General features: G+C 61.0%; 14 protein-coding genes and 2 pseudogenes. 3 read left to right on the forward strand and 13 right to left on the reverse strand.

The annotated features are described in order from the left end of the window. Positions 1-5: 5 nt before the first annotated feature. Complete coding sequence (locus tag AB7008_RS36550; protein WP_441260366.1) at positions 6-749, reverse strand: gluconate 2-dehydrogenase subunit 3 family protein; 744 nt, start codon at positions 747-749, stop codon at positions 6-8. A gap of 1,900 nt (positions 750-2,649) precedes the next feature. Between AB7008_RS36550 and AB7008_RS36555 the strand changes: the two genes are divergently transcribed. Then, entirely contained in the window at positions 2,650-2,907 is a 258-nt protein-coding gene (locus AB7008_RS36555) for a DUF3551 domain-containing protein (protein ID WP_441261271.1), read from the forward strand. Positions 2,908-3,058: 151 nt separating this feature from the next. Here the strand turns inward: AB7008_RS36555 and AB7008_RS36560 are convergent, their stop codons facing one another. Together AB7008_RS36560 and AB7008_RS36565 are read right to left on the reverse strand one after the other, a co-directional pair. Continuing rightward, complete coding sequence (locus AB7008_RS36560; protein ID WP_304490943.1) at positions 3,059-3,511, reverse strand: MFS transporter; 453 nt, start codon at positions 3,509-3,511, stop codon at positions 3,059-3,061. A gap of 19 nt (positions 3,512-3,530) precedes the next feature. Further along, the gene (locus tag AB7008_RS36565) at positions 3,531-4,994 is read right to left on the reverse strand and encodes a catalase (protein WP_304490944.1); all 1,464 of its coding nucleotides are present in this window, start codon (positions 4,992-4,994) and stop codon (positions 3,531-3,533) included. 665 nt (positions 4,995-5,659) lie between these two features. On the opposite strand from AB7008_RS36565, the gene AB7008_RS36570 reads away from it, so the two are divergent. Next, entirely contained in the window at positions 5,660-5,968 is a 309-nt protein-coding gene (locus AB7008_RS36570; RefSeq protein WP_369525490.1) for a cyclase family protein, read from the forward strand. 63 nt (positions 5,969-6,031) lie between these two features. On the opposite strand, the gene AB7008_RS36575 is transcribed toward AB7008_RS36570, so the two are convergent. From AB7008_RS36575 to AB7008_RS36595, 5 genes are all read right to left on the reverse strand, one after another. Continuing rightward, positions 6,032-6,529 carry a hypothetical protein gene (locus tag AB7008_RS36575; RefSeq protein ID WP_304490946.1) on the reverse strand — a complete coding sequence of 166 codons (498 nt, stop codon included), beginning with the start codon at positions 6,527-6,529 and terminating at the stop codon, positions 6,032-6,034. A 573-nt stretch (positions 6,530-7,102) separates the two neighbouring features. Then, entirely contained in the window at positions 7,103-7,726 is a 624-nt protein-coding gene (locus AB7008_RS36580; RefSeq protein WP_347343407.1) for a DsbA family oxidoreductase, read from the reverse strand. A gap of 53 nt (positions 7,727-7,779) precedes the next feature. Further along, positions 7,780-8,370 (reverse strand): Dps family protein, encoded by a 591-nt coding sequence (locus AB7008_RS36585; protein WP_304490947.1) that lies wholly within the window; start codon positions 8,368-8,370, stop codon positions 7,780-7,782. 125 nt (positions 8,371-8,495) lie between these two features. Beyond that, on the reverse strand, positions 8,496-9,536 hold the full coding sequence (locus tag AB7008_RS36590) for a LysR family transcriptional regulator (RefSeq protein ID WP_441260367.1): 1,041 nt from the start codon (positions 9,534-9,536) through the stop codon (positions 8,496-8,498). A 437-nt stretch (positions 9,537-9,973) separates the two neighbouring features. Beyond that, positions 9,974-12,889, reverse strand: coding sequence for an ATP-binding protein (locus AB7008_RS36595; RefSeq protein ID WP_441260368.1), 2,916 nt, complete (start codon positions 12,887-12,889; stop codon positions 9,974-9,976). Between the two features lie 394 nt (positions 12,890-13,283). Between AB7008_RS36595 and AB7008_RS36600 the strand changes: the two are divergent. Next, positions 13,284-13,916 (forward strand): annotated as a pseudogene (locus AB7008_RS36600) (HD domain-containing protein); the annotation flags it as partial. Here the strand turns inward: AB7008_RS36600 and AB7008_RS36605 are convergent. The 5 genes and pseudogenes from AB7008_RS36605 to AB7008_RS36625 all read right to left on the reverse strand — a co-directional run. Continuing rightward, positions 13,905-16,418: a two-component system VirA-like sensor kinase gene (locus AB7008_RS36605; RefSeq protein ID WP_441260369.1), complete on the reverse strand. Its 2,514-nt coding sequence runs from the start codon at positions 16,416-16,418 to the stop codon at positions 13,905-13,907. The pseudogene AB7008_RS36600 and the gene AB7008_RS36605 sit on opposite strands and share 12 nt — an antisense overlap. Further along, entirely contained in the window at positions 16,415-17,356 is a 942-nt protein-coding gene (locus AB7008_RS36610; RefSeq protein WP_441260370.1) for a cytochrome-c peroxidase, read from the reverse strand. Before AB7008_RS36610 ends, AB7008_RS36605 begins: the two co-directional genes overlap by 4 nt. Continuing rightward, complete coding sequence (locus AB7008_RS36615; protein ID WP_248879265.1) at positions 17,353-17,940, reverse strand: DUF1127 domain-containing protein; 588 nt, start codon at positions 17,938-17,940, stop codon at positions 17,353-17,355. Before AB7008_RS36615 ends, AB7008_RS36610 begins: the two co-directional genes overlap by 4 nt. 179 nt (positions 17,941-18,119) lie before the next feature. Further along, entirely contained in the window at positions 18,120-18,887 is a 768-nt protein-coding gene (locus AB7008_RS36620; RefSeq protein WP_441260371.1) for a response regulator, read from the reverse strand. A 308-nt stretch (positions 18,888-19,195) separates the two neighbouring features. Beyond that, a pseudogene (locus tag AB7008_RS36625) lies at positions 19,196-19,597 on the reverse strand (indole-3-glycerol phosphate synthase TrpC); the annotation flags it as partial. Positions 19,598-19,696: the final 99 nt, after the last annotated feature.

Genomic DNA, 19,696 nt, shown 5'->3' on the forward strand with positions numbered 1-19,696 from the left:
TCCCCTCAGCTGAAATCGCCAATTGATTTCGGATGTCCGGCAGCGGGATATGGCTTGCCGCGAGACTGAACCATATCGTCGGCGTGGACCGCGGGCAGGCCGGGGTAGCCGATGATCCGCCAGAACACCTTGCCTACGTTGCCGCCGTACATCGGATCGGCGAAACAGGCCTGAACGAACAGCGGATAGATCAGTTCGTTGAACCAGGAATCAAGCGGCAAACGCGCGTCCTGGATCTTGCCGGCGGCAATATCTTGCAGGAATGTGTCTGCCTCTTCCGACTTCAGATCGGCGAAGCCGCGACCGAGTTTCTGTTGCGCCGCCTCGTCGGCGGCGGCGATTCCAGCCTTGAAGAACTGTTCGGGAGTTAGTGGCAACTGGTAGCCGTGCTCAGGTTTTCCTGCCTTCCACGGGCCATGCATGTAGAGACGTTCGCCCTTCCCAAAGCCGCCGGCGAGTTGGCGGTCGATGTAAATCGCAAGCCCGCAGTCGACCCCGTTTGGAGTGAAGCTGTCAGCCGGACACATCACATTTACGAGTGCCTCAACGAACCCGGCTTCATCGGGGCCAAGAGACTGATAGCCCGATTCCGGCACTGGCGGGCTCCGAAAATCACTTGCTCCGGCCGCCGGCATGCCGTGCCCGGCGCCCGCGGTCGAGGGGGGCGACAAGGAAAGAGCACCTGTAACCGCAGCAACCCCTTGCAGAAATCCGCGCCGACCGAACTTGTTGTGAGCGTTATCGTTCATTGATTTCTCCGAAGCATTCGGCTTGATGATCGCGAGGTAGACTCGGCGTCGATCGCAGCGCGTCGTCTGCAACTAATCGCATCCTGTACAGCCAACAACGTCTGCGGAAGTGAAACGATTTCAATTTCCAGATGAGCACTCTGCATTTCGAACATTCGCTGAGTCCAACCGCGCCGGCTCCGCGACACCCATAGCCACCACATCGCTCAGCACAGCTCCTGCACTTTCGATTGCTGACGGAAACACCGCATCGCGATGCTCAAAAATGCCCGCCGCGCAGAGCACGGCGAGCAGTTAAGTCAAGGAGAAAACGCCCAACTGGGCACTTATTGATCACCACTTAAGTGGTCGCGCTGTAAGTGCATCGTCTGCATCATCACTATGGCGATGATCAAATTCGATGCTTAAGCAGTGCCCGGCCACTCTTGCGGTCGCTACACAACGCCGTCATGTCCTCGCTTGCTCATGGCTGCACAACTTCATCGTTAAATGTCGTGTCCATGATGACTATTGGGCGCCGTGCGCGATCCCACTTCCGATCCGTTCAAACAACGCCCTCGGCTGCAACCCCTCGATCAACCGGGCTTCCACAAGCCAGGCCGGTGTTCCCTCAATGCCGGCGAGACGGGCGGCGAACTCGGACTCTTCGAGTGCGGCGTTCGCGTTCCGCGCGACGTGGCCTGAGGGATCAACGCGGTATCGGCGTCAACCAGCGCCGCGTAGCGGTCGACGAGAGCAACGTCGCCAATGTCCTCTCCCGATTCGAAATGGCTCTTGAAAAGCTGGCGAGAGAGAGCATCAAATCCGAGCAGATGATGGCGACGGCCCCATTCAACGACCGCCACCGCGTAACGGCTATTTGGCAACCGTGACGGCCAGCGGAGCTGGCAGGCTCGCGTCGCGCTCCTCTTGCTCGAGGGGCACAAGTACACCTCACCAGACCGCGGCCCGATGGCGACGCCTTCGGCGGGAATCTCGGGATGGACTTGGAACGGCAACTCAACGACGAGAAGTCCGCACCTGCCCAGGATCGCGTTGCGACTGCGAGCGACGTAACAAGAAGGACAGATAAAGTCGAACCCGGTGCCGTCCGTCTTCGCTTTCGGCATGCCGGACCGAAGCCGAGGTCCCCGCGCACGCGGTTCAGGATGAACGCCCCGTCACGGTTCGCAAGCACGCCCTCAAGATTCGCTGCGGCGATTTTGACGCTGGCGAAGCGCGGACCGACTGAGACGTCCTGCGGGTACGGCGCACGCATCGATCTCTGACATGATCTCGAGCGTCTGGGCGTTCGCAATGCCGCAGGATTTCGCGACGCCGGCCAGATCGGCCACGGAGGCCGTGTGGCTTGCCTGTTCGGCGGTCTCGCCATAGGCCTAGCTGTCGAGGACGACGATCGTGAGATTGGCGGGCTTCTACAGGCCGACGGATGGCAAGGCTCTCGATCCCCATCAGCATCACGCGAGCCCAATCATCACGGCGCCGCCCATTCGGCGCCAGAGGTCGAAATTGCTCGGATGACCGCCAGCAGCTGCCATGTCGTAAGTGGATGCGCACCATCCACCAATTGCGATCGCACCTTTGCGAACCTTCAAAAGGCTGGAGACGACGGCGCGGCGATCGAGACGGTTTGCTCGGCCACATCGCTCGGCAGATGCGGATCACCTGTCTAAAGTAGAACTTCTTCGAGAGCGAACATGTCGACACTCGAGTTGCAGCCTTCTCATCTTGCGGCTGAAATCGTTTCACTTCCGCGCTTGCTCGACCAAGCCAAATATATATCGGAAGTCGCAAGCTCGTAGGTGATCCCCACCCCCCGACTTTGATCGCGCTCCGAGCCATAGCAATCGCACTCAGAGGCCAAAGTAGAGAGAATGATATGAAGCACCGTCAGACGATCATGGCCGCGTATGCAACCGCGATGTTATTCTCAATCCTCTTTGTAGCCGCTGCCTCATCCGCAGCGAACGGCTCGGAGTACTGCCGCAGGGACGCCTCTAGTGACATGTGGAACTGTAGCTATTCGAACATGGAGCAATGCTCAGCTGCGGCGTTAGGACGCGGCGGCTACTGTCGGCGCGATCCTTTTTTCGCCGTGTCTTCCGCCTCTGCGCCATGGACGTCGCGCACGATGGTGATGGGTCACTGGCGCAGGTAGAATGGACTCAAAGCTGTATGACCGCGCTGCCCAGGAACGAGCGCTCTCCGAAAACGACCATCCTCCGCGAATGCCGTCTCATCGCCGCGCTTTCTGGCGCTGCCCGCGCTGTTCAAGGATACCGAACTGGCGGATTGTCCTTCGCCCCTGGCTAGGGCTCTTGAGCGAACACCCGCGATCGCGAACCTATGGCGACGCCGGGTATTGGCGCGAGCAGGATTACGAGCGGCGCGGCAACTCCGATGGACCCGTAGGTCGGAGCAAACGCGATCAAGCCGGTACCGAGCCCCATGGAAGCCATCGCCAGCCACAGCGCGGCCTTACGGCCAGCACGATCGGCGCAGATTCCGAGGACAACCGCTCCCACCGGCCGCATCGCCAGTCCGCTCCCATAGGTGGCCAGAGACAAGAGAAGCGAGGTAAGTTCATTCTCGGCAGGAAAGAAGAGCTTCGCCATGGTGATGGCGAGCACTGCGTAGAGAAAATAGTCGTACCACTCCAACAGATTGCCAATCGTCGCAGCGAAGATGACGCGGAAACGCTTTCCGCCGAACGCATCAGATGCAGGAGCCGTCAATTCCGAGCGATCCATCGTCTCCATCATGGCGGTGCGGATGCGTCGTTCACCCGGCCGCGGGATCTAATGTCAAACCGAGCGCTCGTGCAACGCCGTCACCATAAGCGGGGTCCGCCTTCGTGCAGTTCGCGATATGACGCCGCTTCACCTCGATGCGGGCGTCACCCATGGCGCGCGCCGTGTTCGCCAACAGAAGCTTCTGCTGGACCGGGCTCATCTTCCGGAACAGGTTTCCCGGTTGTTCGTAATGGTCGTCGTCGACCCGATGGTCCCAGTATGTCGCGTCACCCTCGATCGGCAGGGCCGGCTCGATCAAGCTCACATCGCGATCCATCCATGCGCCCTTGCTGTTCGGCCAATAGGTCGGCGTAGCAGCGAGATTGCCGTCGGTGCGCATCGCACCATCGCGATGGTAGCTGAGGAATGGGCACCTTGGCGCGTTGACCGGAATGTGGTTGAAATTCACCCCGAGCCGGTAGCGCTGGGTGTCGCCGTAGGAGAAGAGCCGCCCCTGCAGCATCTTGTCGGGCGAAAAGCCGATGCCGGGTACCACGTTGGCCGGCGAAAAGGCGGCCTGCTCAACCTCGGCGAAATAATTGTCGGGATAGCGATTGAGCTCCATGACCCCGACCTCGATCAGCGGGTACTCGGCCTTCGGCCACACCTTGGTTAGGTCGAACGGATTGAAACGAAAGGCCTTGGCCTGCGCCTCGGTCATCACCTGGATGAATAAAGTCCAGCGCGGGAAGTCGCCGCGTTCGATTGCCTCGAACAGATCCCGGCCGTGGCTCTCCCGGTCCTGGCCAACCAGATCGGTTGCCTCGGTATCGGTGAGATTAGCAATGCCCTGCTGGGTGCGGAAATGGAATTTGACCCAGACCCGCTCATTGGCAGCGTTGATCATCGAGAAGGTGTGGCTTCCGAAGCCGTGCATGTGCCGAAAGCTCTTCGGGATGCCACGATCCGACATGACGATCGTAACCTGATGCAAGGCCTCCGGGAGCAGCGACCAGAAATCCCAGTTGTTGTCCGCCGACCGCAGACCGGTGCGTGGGTCGCGCTTGATGGCGTGGTTGAGATCGGAGAAGCGGAGCGGATCGCGGAAGAAGAAGACCGGCGTGTTGTTGCCGACGATGTCCCAGTTACCTTCCTCCGTATAGAGTTTGAGCGCGAAGCCGCGAATGTCCCGCTCGGCGTCGGCGGCGCCTCGCTCTCCAGCCACTGTCGAGAAGCGAGTGAACATCGGCGTCGTCTTGCCGATCTTGGAAAATATCTTGGCCTTGGTGTAGCGGGTGATGTCACGGGTAACGGTGAAGGTCCCGTAGGCACCCCATCCCTTGGCATGCATTCGACGCTCCGGGATCACCTCCCGGTCAAAATGCGCCAGCTTCTCGATCAGCCAGATATCCTGCAACAAAGCGGGCCCGCGCGGACCAGCCGTCTGGATGTTGGTGTTGTCCACGACGGGTGACCCCGTGGCATGAGTTAAAGGGTGTGCGCGGTCGGTCATTGGCAGCCTCGCTGGTTATGGTGACGCGGATTGGCTGCATGATGCAATACCCTGCGTGCGTCCGGGCCCGCCGTGCACCAATCGCGTTGACATCAGTGTGCTTAGCTTCGAGCAAATGCGGAAGTGAAATGCTTTCAGTCGCCGGATGAACGGGATGCAGTCGCCGGATCGCGCTTCTTGCGAATCCGCAACAAGATCCCCGATCTACTCGAGGCACCTTTCTCAAAGCGCAATTCTTGAACCGACCATGCAGCCAAGCTCACCCACCATCATCTTTCGCCTGCTCGCTGGTGCTTGCATCCGCTGTGTCACAACCACGGGTGCGACGGCCGCATCGCTCGACACAATCTACAAGACGATCTCGAATGCACGTTTCGTCGATCTGACCCACAGCTTTGGAACGGACACTCCGGTCTGGGCCGGGTTCGGCCAGGCCAAGATGACGCCAGCGGTCGGTCCCACGACCAAGCGGCCATACACCATTCCCAGCGACGGCTTTCGAACCACCTTTTACGAGATGGTCGGGCAATACGGCACACACATTTTGACGAGCATGAGGCCACGATGGACAAGAACCCGCTCAAGCAGATGATCCTGCCACTCATCGGCTCGACGACACGTCATATTTCGCTAAGGATCCCAACCACGCCCTCTCGCTAGATGATCTGCGCGCATGGGAGCGCAAGAACGGCCGCGTGCCCGGGGGCAGTTTCGTTGCGCTCCGAACCGACATGTACAAGGACTGCGAGAGCAGCCCGGAGCGCTTCAAGCGCACTCCGTTTCCCGGCTGGAAGCTCGAGACCATTAAGTTCCTCTACGAGCGGCGGCATGTCCTGAAGAGCGGTCACTATCAGATCGAGGTCATGGCGAATCTCGATCAATTGCCGGCAAAGGGCGCACTGATCGTAGTCACCTGGCCCAAGGTCAAGGACGGCCTCGGTTTCCCCGCCCGCGCCTTCGCAATCGTTCCATGACGAATGCTCCGGCTGGCCCGACATGAACTTCTTCACCCACTTGCTGGCAGAGCGCGCGATGCCTCACTTACCGGGAAAGACACTGGTCACGTAAGCGTACATCGCGGCGAGTTCGTCATTGTTGCGATGACCGATCGAGCGCCACGGCATCTGCCGACTCAAGGCATATCCGTTGGGATCCGTACCGGTTCGCATGGTCGAGATGAAATTGTACAGCGACCAGCCCTTCATGACGCCGGGATCAGGGCCAAGCGGCGTCATCTGCCCTGGCACGCCGCCGGTCAACTCCCGGCCATGACAACCGCGGTAGTCGAGATATGACACCAGGTACGCGCCATATTCCGCCGTCGCCCCCGGTGGTGGCGAAGTGATGGTGCCGGTCGGAATCGGCTTGCCGGCAGGCAGGAGATCGGCGCCCAGCATGGCCAGCCCGAGGAGATTGAAACGATCTGGCGGCTCCGGCGTCCGGCCACCGGAACGGGGAAGCGTGCGAAGATAGGCGATGACCGCCTTGACGTCGTCATCGCTGAGCATGTTGGCACTGGTGTAAGACATGGTCATCAGCCAGTTTCCGCTCGCACCGACCGAGTTGCGGATCGCACGAAAGATCTCACCGTCGCTCTACTGCGCCAGAGAACCGGCGGGCGTAAGGTTGGAGGAAATAAACGAGCCGATCCGCACGGGAATCTCCGCGGCAAACTGCTGTCCGCCGGTCAGCGTCCCCGTCCTTGGATGGCAGCCCCGCGCAAAATGAATCCGAGATCGCCTTGCCGCGCGCGGCCTAGCCGGCATCGATCTCGACGGCAGGCGCCGGAAGGTGCACTCCACGTCCATATTGCTTGATCACTCCCGCGGCCACCGCACCGCTCAGTAGCGACGTCAGGATCAGGAATAAGCTGACTATGCCGGCTCGGATCCATCTGGGGGCGCGGTTTCTTACCTTCGCAATGATCGTCAACAGCCAGATCAGAGCCAGGGAGGAAGCGATCAACAAGGCAACACCGATCAGATTATGTATGCCGGGCAGTCGCTCCTTAGCAGGTCGACAGTTCATGCTAGCTTGCGATGACGGGCCGATTACCGGATGCCCGCGCTCGGCTACGGCTGTACGGGAATCGCCGGAGACAAGTTCGGTTACTGTGTCTCGGCGGCCTTGAGGAAACGCGAGAACTCCTCGATGGGACGAGCGCCGGCCAGAAGCCTGCCGCGATAAAGCCACACAGGCGTCCCACGTACCCCATGCTCATGCGCCATCGCCTCGGACTCCCGAACCCAGTCGGCGGTCGATCCATCCGCGAGCGCAGCGTCGAGCACTGCCGTATCAAGGCCGAGCTGCGCCGCCGTACGCAGGATCGTGGCCTTGTCGCCCAAATCCTCATTAAGTACGAAGTGCGCTTCGAACAGGGCCTTGTTGAAGTCTCGCGAGATCGCCGGCTGATTGCGGCGGACCCATTCGGCCGCGCCCAGCGCGTTACCGCTGCTGGGAAGGCGAGACGGCCAGTTCAGCGCAAGGCCGGCTGCGTGGGTCTGCGCCTCGATGTTGCGATACATCGGACCCTGGCGAGGCCCGACATGGACGCCGGCAGGCGGAATCTCGGGATGAGCGCGAAAGGGTAGATCGACGACATCAAATCCACGAGCAACGAAAAATGCATTCCGATCCTGCGAAACGTAACAGAACGGACAGATGAAATCAAACCAGTGCACGATCCGGTGTGCGTCAATCGGTCGGACGTCTCGCCTCTCGCTCATACACATGTGTCCCGATACGATTCAGTCGTTGCGCGATGCGGTTTCGGAGCGAACACGGGTCACATCCCTGGCGTCGACAGGTGCAGCGGCGCCGCCCCAGCTATTTCTGAGGTAATTGAGCACGTCGATCGTCGAGCTGCCAGCCGTAAGACGGCAAGCCCGGCGCCGTCGGCTCGTCCTTCGTTCCAACGCTGCGGGCGCCACGGAGCACCATGCGGATCACCGTCGTCGGATCGTTCGAGCGAACCATCGCGGACTCCACGAGGAAGGCGAAGAGATGGGGCGCCCTTGTCCTCGATCCCGTGGCAGGCGGGACATTGGTCGCGGTAGATCGCACCTCCAACCGCCATCACGTTGTGGTCGACCGCGCTAGGTCCAGGCCCTTTCTCCTCGCCCGGCAGCGACTTGTCTGCGATCGAGTCCGTCATAGCGAAGATTTGATCGGCCTGCTCATCCAGTAACAGGTGATGATCGCGGAAGTGCTGCCCGGACATGCGCCAATGAAAATTTTGCGTCTTCAGGCACAGCGCGAAGACATCCGCCAGCAGGGTCGTGAGAGCACCGCTGATCTCATGCACGGCGCTTGGGCCGAGATCCGACCAACTTGCAATGACGGCGGGAGAATTGCGGCTCTCCAGAGCGGTGCTCATTGTAACGTCTCCATTCGTACGATCGTCACCCTCCCCGACTCCTGTATGAGCCATTCACTGCACATCCAGAAGTGAAACTCCTTCATCAGCATGATGAGCAGCGTACAGATTCGATCTCGCGCCGCTCACACGCCGACCGCTATACGCGGCAGCGACGTCATCGAAGAAGACAACGCCGGGCTTTCCGTATCGACGGGGATCGGTCGCAGGGATTCGGTCGCCCGCATGAGCATTCCGCGAAGCCAATCTTGCGCGCCATCGCCGAGGTTACGTTCGGACCACAAAACAGAGACGTCCATGACCGCGGCCTTGTAGGGCAGTTCATGCACCGATAGCGGATACATGCGGGCAAGCAAGGAGGCGAGCCGCCGCGGCACGATTGCAGTCAATTCCCTTTCTTCAAGCAGAGACGGAAGCGCAAGAAAGTGCGGCAGGGACACCGCCAGGCGTGGCTTGCGCGCCGATCCGCGAAACGCCCGCTCCATCGCCATTCGATCGAACATCTCCGATCGCCGGCTCAATCCATGCGCCGATAGGAAGCCATCGGTTCCGCCGTGGCCGCCGTACACCGAGACGGTCGCAATCGAGAGCGTCGCAAGCTTGTCGTGCGAAAGCCGGCCAAGCCGTCGCGACCGGTGGGCCACGAGCACGTCGTCGGAAGAGAACAGCGGGCTTGCACGGAAGCGATCGGGTATCTCGGAGAACGTTCCCACCGCCACATCGACATGACCGAGATCGAGCTGCTCGGTCAGATCGAAACTGTTGTCCGACTGAAGGACGAGATCGACCAACGTGGCCTCTCGGTTCAGTAGGCCCAGCAGGTCGGGCACGACGACCATAGTTACGAAATCGCTCACCGCGACAGTGAAGCGCTTGGTGGAGCTGCGCGGGTCGAATTTCGGCAGTTCGACCGCGATCTCGAGCGATTTCCAGGCTTCGCGGATCCGTGGCGCCATACGGAGCGCGCGGGCCGTCGGCTGCATGCCCGTCGTCGTACGCACGAATAATTCGTCGCCGATCACCTCTCGCAGCCTGCCCAGCGCATGGCTGACAGCGGACTGACTGAGGCACACCCTCTGGCTGGCGCGCAGGACGCTCCGCTCCTCCATGATCGCGTCGAATACACGCAGGAGATTCAGATCGAGCCGGTTGATGAGCGTAGACATGACAGAACCCGAAATTGAGAGCTATTTCCGATTCCACAATAGTTCATCACCTGCGCGCCCTCGGGTTAATTCCTGAAAATCGGCGTTAGCATCTGCAGGCAGGGCTCGCGGGTTGTTAGGATTGTTCGAGCCGAACCCAAACACGGTTTTACAAAGCTAATTTTCAGCACCGGGGGCGGGACCCCAACAGCAATGGAACCGGCCGACAAAGAAGCCTCAATACACGCTGGCACGCACGATCACCCGTCTCAACGGCCCAACCCCACCTGCGTCTGCCCGCGACAGTGGCTTTCCTGCGGCAGTCGCTTCGGTGCCGACGCCAGCCCGTTCACCTCGATCCGGGTGAGGCAGAAGTAAGACCGTGTAAGGATCTCAATCCAGCCAAGCGGCCAAGCCAGCCTCAAGACCGCCTCCGGCGCCGGAACCGTACATGCCCTTCATCGCGCCAGTTTCTTCCGATCCGACTTCGCACGGCTCTCGTTGCGCGGCGGTCCGTCGCGGCCTGTGCTCGAGATCGATTGAAGCATCTGCCGCGCATCCGCAAGATCGGCAGTCTCGAAGCCTTCCGTAAACCCGGACAGGGTCAGCTGGAGGAGCTCTGCTGCGTTAGCCGCGCGTTCGGTCTGTCGCCACAGCTGCACGAGTGAGAGCGCGGCGCGCAGCTCCCAGCCAAGGGCGCGGTCGGTCCTGGCTTGACCGAGTGCCTTCCGATAGCATTCCTCGGCACGGCTCCTGTCCTCCGGCCGCCTGGCAAGCATGATATCGCCCTGCGTCCGTAGCAGTTCGGGCAACAAGTAGGTCGGCGAAGCCTCGGCCTGTTCGACGAGATCCGCGATCACACTTTCCGCCTGCACCACATCGCCCATTCGGGCGAGACCTTCGGCATAGGCCCGCATGGCCGGCGTGCGTATGATCGTCAACTGCTCCGCCCGAAGAGGCTCGAGCACGCCCTTGAGCATAGCCACGCCTGCCTCTGTCTGGCCTCTGGCCACCAACAATTCGCCCTTGAGCGCCATGCCGCCGGTTCGATACGGCTTCAGCCGATGCTTGTTGGCAACGTCGATCAATGTCTCGATGAGCCTTTCAGCCCAATCCAGATCGCGCGCCCAGAGGACGACGATTGTCGTGTAGAGATAGGCAATGCAGGTGGAAACGGGATGGTTCTGCGCCGTCGATGCATCGAGCACCTCCGCCGCCCGACGCAACGCCGTCTCCGGCAACCCGCAAAGCCATAACGTCCACACGCGCCCGATGGTCCCCCTGCCCTTGTTGTCGAAGCCAAAATAATAGGTCTTGCCGATACCCAGCGCTTCCGCGCGAGCGAGACCTCTTGCGATCAGCTCAAGCGCAACCTGCTGATGACCGATGACGTTGTGCGTCGCTCCGAGCATCCATTCCGAAGCGGCAATCTCGACCGAATTCTGCGAGGCCTGTGCCAGCTCTGCAAATCGCTCTGCAGCGCGCAGCGCTCCCACATAGTCCGCCCGACGAGTGAGAAACAGATTGAGGCCAGCGAGGAGATGGAGTTCCGATTCCCGCTCCCCGAGTGCAACGGCCAGCTCCAGCGCCCGCCTGATTGTCGCGCCGACCTCATCGTCGTTCGCCATCAGATACATGCGGCACAGCGACAGCGACTCGTACAACCGAAGGGCCGTGATCGACGACGGCTCCCTTCCATCGATCTGTGCCGCTGCGATTTCGCACCATCTGAGGCATTCCCTCAGCATCGAACGATCGAGCAGCATGCGCGATGCGAATGCCGCGAGCGAGACGCCGAGTTGCCCATCTCCCAGACCCGAAAAACACCACTCCAGAGCGGCGCGCACATTGCCGACATGGAGATCACGTCTCAGGTCCATCTGCTCGATCACGTGACGCGGTCCAACGTCAGCCCGACGCAAGGTGTCGGTGCAGAACTCCGCGTGCCGGCGCAGGACCTCCTGACGCTCACCGCTTTGCGCAAGATTCATCTCCGCGTAGAAGCGCGTGATATCAGGCATTCGGTAAAGATGGGCATCATCGACGGGCGTGACTGCGATGAGAGACTTGTCCGTGAGCTCCTCGACCGCTCGCGCAACGATCCAGTCATCGTCGATCGAATCGACCGCAAGTGCCTGGGCGGCCTGCATGGTAAAAGGACCGATCAGAATCGAAAGCCGGACGAACACGCGCCGCTCAACGTCGGAAAGCAGCCGGAAACTCCAGTCAAGCGTTGCTTCGAGCGTGCGGTGCCTGGATTCATGCCGCCGACCGGGCCAGTGCAGGACGCCACGGCCGCGAAGCCCTTCGAGAAGCCCCTTGAATCCGTAGGTAATCAGCCGGCTGGCTGCCAGTTCAATGGCCAGCGGATTGCCGTCGAGCCGGCGACAGATTTCAGCCACCGCGGGCGCGTCAGCATCGTCCACGCTTCCGACATATCCGCTGGCAGTTGCGCGCGCCATCAAAAGCGCGGCGGACGGAGCGCGGAGAACCTCGCTCGCCGTCAGGTCGTCTCGTTCATTCGGTAGATCGAGCGGTTCAATGAAGTAGACTGTTTCTCCGTCGGCGCGCAGGACTTCACGGCTCGTGGCAACGAGATGAAGATTGGGAGCGCGCTGAAAGAGCCTGGCCGCGACGTGGGCGACGGCATCGATCACGTGCTCGCAGCAATCGAGGATGAGAAGGAGACGGCGATCAGCCACGAACGAGGCGAAGGCGGTCATCAGATCGCCGGTGTGTACTGTATAACCCAGCGCGCCCGCGATCGTAGGCAATACCAGGTCGGAGGCTTTGAGAGCGCCGAGATCTACATACCAGACCTCGTCGCCGAACCCGCTCGCGAGCCGATGGGCGAGTTCGATCGCCAGGGTCGTTTTGCCGATGCCTCCCGGACCAACGATGGTCACGAACCGGCAAGCGAGCGTCTGCACGACAAGCGCATCGGTCGCCTCCTGGCGGCCAATCACCTGATGCGGCCGCCTCGGCAACCTGCTGCGGGTCGAGACGGATGTGCCTTTCGCTACGCCTGCTTCCGATGACGGAAGGGTTTGCACGGGAGCGACGAAAACATAGCCTCGCCCTTGCACATTCATGATGTAGGACGCGCCGTCGTCCTTCGACTTCAGGGCGCGACGAAGGTCGCTCATCTGGACCCGAAGATTTGCCTCGTCGACCGTCAGATCGGGCCAGACACGATCGAGGATCTCCGGCCGGCTGACAACTTCACCGCGGCGCTCCAGCAGCAACGCGAGGATATCGAAGGCGCGACTTCCAAGCTCGACCGGATCCTGTCCCACAAGGAGCAGGCGCTTGGACGGAATCAACCGATACGGTCCAAACCCGAGCACCTCGAACTGACTAAATTCCTTCGGCAAATGGACTACCTCGGCCTTGCCCGCAAGAACTGGCGGCACGATCCGAGATACCGCCCGGTCCAGCCGACCAGCTTGCTCGCTTTGCCCCCGACGTCACGCGCCCAGCCATCATGCCTTGTCACGGCAACGCCCCCGCAACTCAAACGTTTCGCGGCGGCGGAGGACTAGCCTGCCGATACTCGCCTCTCCCGACCCGGTCAAGCGGCACGGCCCACTGCAGGCCCGTCCTGAAGATTGTTCATGAAGACTGACATAGTTTCACCTCTCGCGAAATTTGAAGCACCCCAGAATATGCGCCGTCACGCAGCCGCGGGGCCGGTGCGACTCGTCGATGCGAACTGACCGGGGCCGCTGTTCTGCTCTGCACAGCTCTCGAAATGGCAAGGAACAGATCATGGGATCGATCGACGACATCAAGGTACCTGACACCGGACTATGCAAGGAGATCCGGGAACTCATTCGCGATACCGAATCCGAGTTGCTGTTCAATCATTCCAGCCGAGTCTACCATTTCGGAGTGCTTGCGGGAGCGCGACGTGGCCTCGTTTTCGATCGCGAGCTGCTCTACGCCGGCGCCATGTTCCACGATATGGGGCTCACCCCGCAATATTTCAGCCACGACGAACGTTTCGAGGTCGATGGCACCAACGCCGCCCGCGACTTCCTGCGGTCGCGCACCATCCCGCAGACCGATTTCGATCTCGTCTGGACAGCTATCGCGCTGCACACGACTCCCGGAATCCCCCCGCACATGCATCCGATCATCGCCCTCGTCACCGCGGGCGTGGAAATGGACGTTCTCGAAATCGACTACGAGAAGTTCTCCGACATTCAGCGCCGCACCATAGTTTCTGCGCATCCACGCCCACCGCACTTCAAGGAAGATATCTTCCAGGCCTTCTACGACGGTATCAAGCACAGGCCTCAAACGACGTTCGGTAACGCCAAAGCCGATGTTCTTGCCGATAAGGATCCTCATTTCCATCGCATCAATTTCTGTACCGTGATCCGGCAGTCACGCTGGAAGGGTGAGCGAAGGGTTCGTGCGCCGCGGCGGCGCCGAGCAGCTCGATGCGCCGACCCGCGCGCTCTGCAACAGGGCGCCCGCGACTTCCTCCGCAACGATGGGCCACCTTATGACGTCGGAGATGCCGGCCGCCAGAAGTGTGTCCGCGCCGATCTCGAACGCAACCCTGGTCGCAAGGACGATTGGAACGGAGGGGATCGATCGATGCAGTTGGTTGGCAAGTTCAACTGACTGTGTCAGCGAACCGACTTGTCCGACGATCACGAAATCGAACCGGTCCGGGGCCGCATTGCATGCCGCACGCGCGGCTTCAGCGGTCGCGAAGCCGACCGCTTCATAACCGAGCGCAGCAAGCATCTCCTCATCGCCGAGTAAGCGATCGCTGTCACCGGCGACAAGCATCACGACCTCGCCGTTTCCAGTTCCATTCGCCGCGCCGCGCTGCCCGACCGGCAAGACCGCTGCCGCGGCCAGCGGCAACCACACATCAAAACGTGTCCCCGCTCCTGGCCGGCTCCTGACATTCATTCCTCCACTATGGTCGTGGACAATGTCGCGCACCGTCGCAAGCCCGAGGCCATTTCCGTTCGGTCGGGTCGTGAAAAACGGCTCGAATATCCGCTCCTGTATCGGTTCGTCCATTCCTGATCCGGTGTCGGTGACCGAAAGCCGCACGTACTGACCCGCCTCGATCTTGTCGTGGCTGAGGGACACCGGCTCGGACGTCTTATCCAGCGCGATCGTCACCTCGATCCGTCCTGAATCGCCAATCGCATTCGCCGCGTTGTTGCACAAATTCATGATCACCTGCTGTAGCTGGGCAGCTTCGCCGAGGACGGTCAGTTCAACCGGATACGGCTTGATCACAAGCTCGATCCGCGCAGGCAGCGAGACGCGCAACAGCGAAGCCGTTTCGTTGACCAGCGCATTGATGCCCAAAGGGTTGCGGCGAATATCGCGACGCCGTCCAAACACTAGGATCTGACTGATCAGGTCACGTGCCCGTTCTGCACTTTGCCGTATCCCGGAGAGATGCCGGACGAGAGGTCCGTTCCAGCCGGCATGCTCCTCCATGACTTCGGTATGTCCCAAAATTCCTCCCAGTATGTTGTTGAAGTTGTGCGCAATGCCGCTCGTGAACGTACCAATCCTCTCCATCCGGCGCGCATGCTGTAGCCGCTTTTGCAGACGGTTTCGTTCCGCATCGACTGTCTGCCGCTCAATCGCATGGATGAATGTATCCAACGCCATTCGCAGCAGAAGCGGCTCGCCAGTGTGGGCGATGCGACACCTCCGGCCTACAGCATCGAACCCAAAGGTGACCACGCGCCCCAGGCCGTCGGTGTTCACCGCACATGCCCATCCCCCGAGCCCTAGATTCTTCAGGAAGCGCTGGTTCTCTCCCACCGGCATCCGGCTGACCTTGGGCACGTGGACGACGCCATTTCGGTCGGGGCCGACCCTCGCCGCCAGGTCCGGGGCGGCTTCTGGCCAGCCGAGCGGAAAGTCCTTGCCGGGCTGATGCCAAAGATACAAGCGCGTGGACTCGCCGGATACAACGAGGTAGACGCGATCGGATCCGGCGAAAGCACCGAACGAAGCAATGGCCCGGTGAATCTCGGCGTCCACACCCTGCGGCGTCGCATTGACGAAGTTCATCGAGATGTCTGCGATCATGTGTTCGAGCGCAGCCCGTCGGCGCAGCAAGTTGGCGCGCGCCCCCAACCGAATTCCGAGATGAACCAGGAAGACCAGCAGCGCGAGCGACGTGGCATAGAGCCATCTTCGAAACGAGCGGGCCGTGTTTCTGGAGGCGATCTGCCTGTCCAGGATCATCGCACGCAAGGCATCCTGGTCCTTCGTCCGTGGCAGCGCCATCATCGTTTTCAGGATGCTGTCAACTGACGGCAGGAGCTTGTGCAGCAGGCGGCCATGCGCGAGGAAGGGCTCGACCATATCGGTCTGGCCATCGCTGAGAGCCTCCCATTCGAGATTGTCCAGGCGCCTCTGGGCTTCACCGACAGCGGTTGATGTCGTGTCCAGTGTCAGGTGAAGGATCGCCGCAGCTGCCGAACTGATGGCGAGATCGAGGTCTCGCGCGTCCGAATGGGCTGCAAACCGTCCAAAGAAGGACAGGGAGTTGTGCAGGACCGCGTTCTCACTCTTGAACGTCTCGATCAACTGCTCCTGCCGATCGACCGTAGCCGCCAGGCGGTCGATCGTCTCAGTGGTCTTCCTGTCAATCGCCGCAGCCGCCCGCAGCCGCTCCAACGAACCGTGCAGCGCGTTCATTTTGCTGACCAACGGATCGTAGTTCCGCAGCAGGCCGGTGCGCGCGGTGAAGAAATCACGGTACAATGCATCCTCGCCCCGATCGAAATGCTCGAGCTCGCCCAGTGCGCGGTCGAACAGTTCGGCCTCCGGGTTGACCGCGCGCGACGAGAGCCAGGTCAGGATTGCGGACAGGCCGACGACGATTGCCACCGATCGAGCGACTGTCATGGCGCGCCTCCGGAAACCGGTTTTCCCCGGTAGTTTCCGGTCAGGGTGCTTAGGAATGCGACGAGCGAGGCAACCTGGTCGTCGCTCAATGTTCGGTCGAGCTGCACGGCCGCCATTCGGCGCACCGCCACTTCAAGGGTAGCGGCGCTTCCATCATGAAAATAGGGCGCCGTCGCCGCGACGTTGCGCAAACTAGGCACACGAACCCGCGTGGGCCCGCGCGAGACCAAGGGGCGGAAAACTCCTTTTCGGGCGAACAAGTTGGCGCCAATGTTGACGCCTTGATGGCATGAGCTGCAGCCGAAGGCCTTGAACGTCCGGTAGCCATCGAGTTCCGTTGGCGAAAGCGCCGACGTGTCACCGCCGAGCCAGCGATCGAAGCGGCTGCCAGGTGTGAGCAGCGAGCGCTCGAACGTTACGATCGCGTCGAGAACGCTGTCGCGATCGACGTCGCGTCCATAGACGACGCGAAACGCCCCGTTCGTGGCGGGATCCGCCTTCAATCTTTGCACCACTTCCGGAACGCTGGTGTGCATGTTGGCAGGATTGGCGATCGATGCTTCCGCCTGATCGGCGAGAGTGCGAAAGCGCCCTTCCCAGGTCAGGCGAAAGCTGAGCGCCGCATTGAATACGGTGAGTGTATCCAGCGCTTCCGACGCATCCTGCCGCCCCTTCGTGCCGTCAGCTCCGTTGGTGCTGACGTCGTGACAGGACGAGCAGGCGAACGTTCCGTCGGCGGATAGTCGCGCGTCGCCGAACAGCCGCTCACCGAGCGCCACTTTCTTGGGATCGGCGAGAGGCGGCTGCGGGATCGGCGTGATCGGTTCGCAATCCTCCGCGACCCGGCTCGCGGAAGGTTCGTCCTGCAACGGCACCTGTGCGGCCACGACACTGGCGAGCAAAGCCATCCCGCAGACGTCAGCCAGGATCTGCTTCATCGCAAATCGAGGTCGCCTCTGATGGCATCTCCGATGTCGAAGCGGGTGAGTCCGATATCGCGCAGGGCCCGATCATCGAGCCCCTCCAGCTCGGTCATGGCACGGCGCATAGCGCGGCGTTTGCGTTCCCACTTCCACAGAGACACCGCCATCGCGCTGATTGACGTGTACCAGGTCCGAATTGGGTGGAATTGAATGGAGGGCTCGCTTGCCACGTCACTACGAAGGAGAGCCGCCGGCCCCGGTCGCCATGATGGCAGACCAGCTTCCGAATCCTCGACACGCAGAGCCGCGGGATACGCGACGACGCGGATGTTCCGGTTCGCCCCCATCAGCCTCCGGCCAGTAGAGCCGGCGACCGTCATCGCATCAGACTGCTCCCCTACGATGGGGTGGGGATACATCGCATGAGCGAAGGCGGCGCAGCCTGCAAGGAACTCTGCCGTCAGCGCGGAACAGACAGCAAGCACGCAGCCGAATGCGTCTACGGTGAAGGTCCCCTGCCCTGGCGATCGCGGAGCGCGCGCAGCCGGTTCAAACCGGTCTGGCGCACCATCGTTTGATGTTTGCTTGAGGGGCAGCATCGTCATCTCCCATTTTATCCGATGGGGAGGCTTTGCGGCCGGCTTGTTTCCGTAGCATTTCCGTGCAGGTAGATAGAGCTACGCCTGAAATATGGGTTTACCGTGGGTTCGGAGCGGAGTCCATTTTTGCCGGCTCGGCGCGGATCAACGAACCAGTTGGAATTTTCTTCGCGCGACCATCAAAGGGATTCGACGGGAAGCGTGAAAACGTAGCCAACACCGCGCTCGGTGCGGATGATGGATGGCGCGCGCGGATCGGTTTCCAGCTTGCGCCGCAGGCGAAGCACCTGGACATCGATGCTGCGGTCGAAAACATCCTCGTGGACACGCGTTGCCTGCAAGAGATACTCGCGGGACAGCGGCCGTTGCGGTGCGTCGAGAAAGGCCATGAGGAGCGCATATTCGCCCTTCGTGAGCGTGATCGGATGGCCTGACGAGTTGGTCAGACGACGCAGCCGCCGATCGACCCGCCAGTCGCCAAAGCGCCAGCGTCCTTTTTCGGAGTCACGCCGATTCGAAGCCGGACCGGCCTCCCGCCTCCTGAGAACAGCCTTGATGCGAGCAAGAAGCTCCCTCAGGCCAAACGGCTTCGTCAGATAATCGTCCGCTCCCAGCTCCAGGCCGACAACGCGATCGATCTCTTCGCGTCGATGGCCGGTCGTGATGATCACGGGCACATCCGACCGCGTCCTGATCTCGCGAAGCAGGTCGAAACCGTCCTCCTGCCCAAGGCGAAGATCAAGAACGATAAGGTCCGGCTCATCGCGGGCAAGGATACCCGGCACCTCCTCTCGTCGCGAAGCCGAGATGGTGCGGATGTCGTGATCCTCAAGATAGTTTGTCACCAGGTGCCGCATAGTCAGATCATCTTCGACGACGAGACATGTGGGCACCTGGCGACTGGCGGCGCTTGCGGGCGATGGTTCGAGGGATCTGAAAGCGTCCATGGCAACTTGTCTTGCGAGCGCGATCGAATCAATAGTCGATCGCGCCAATTGTTCACCCCGCCGCCCAGCGCACATATAGGGCTGGCATGCCAGAATTACCGCACGCTTCTTGAGAGCGTTCCTTGGAGGCCGTCTAATTTCTGTTCTCCGTTACAATTGTAATCGAACTCGCCGAACATTTCAGAAAGATCTGGATTTGCTGAACTCCTGCAAACGAAGAGGTAGTGGAGGTGACTCGTATGGCGGGGTTACCACTTCGATGTACACCCCGGTCTCGGCGCTTGAGGCACGCCCAAGCGCTTGATCAAGTCAAGCGCTGCCATGATGAGGAGAATGCAGTCCGCCCCATGCGCTCTCGCATCCATCACCTGATAGATATCGAACATGACATCCTTGCGGAGAACCGGCAGATTCGTCGTAGCATGCGCCGTCGCGATGAACGCCAGTACTCCCTGGAACGACGGCTTGTCGGTCAGCACCGACAAGCAGCTTGCGCCGCCGGCCTCGTAGGCCTTCGCAAGCGAAGGTCGATCGAACTCCGCGCGGATGAGTCCCTTTGACGGAGATGCCTTCTTGATCTTCGCGATCAGAGCATCTTCACCGCTCGCAAGCTTCTTGTAGATTGCCGCGACGAACCCTCGCGGAGCCGAAGCTGCCCTCGTCAGCGACTGCGTTTCGCTGGCAGAAAGGAGCCGCTTGGCCAGAGCGATCTACTCGCGTTTGTAGGAATCGATCTTCTAAAGATGTCGGGCGTCATGCGTTGGGCTCTCTCGGCACGAATGGGCATCCGACGACTAGTCAAGAGCAGG

The organism is Bradyrhizobium sp. 521_C7_N1_3, assembly GCF_052075975.1.
Classification (GTDB): Bacteria; Pseudomonadota; Alphaproteobacteria; order Rhizobiales; family Xanthobacteraceae; genus Bradyrhizobium; species Bradyrhizobium japonicum.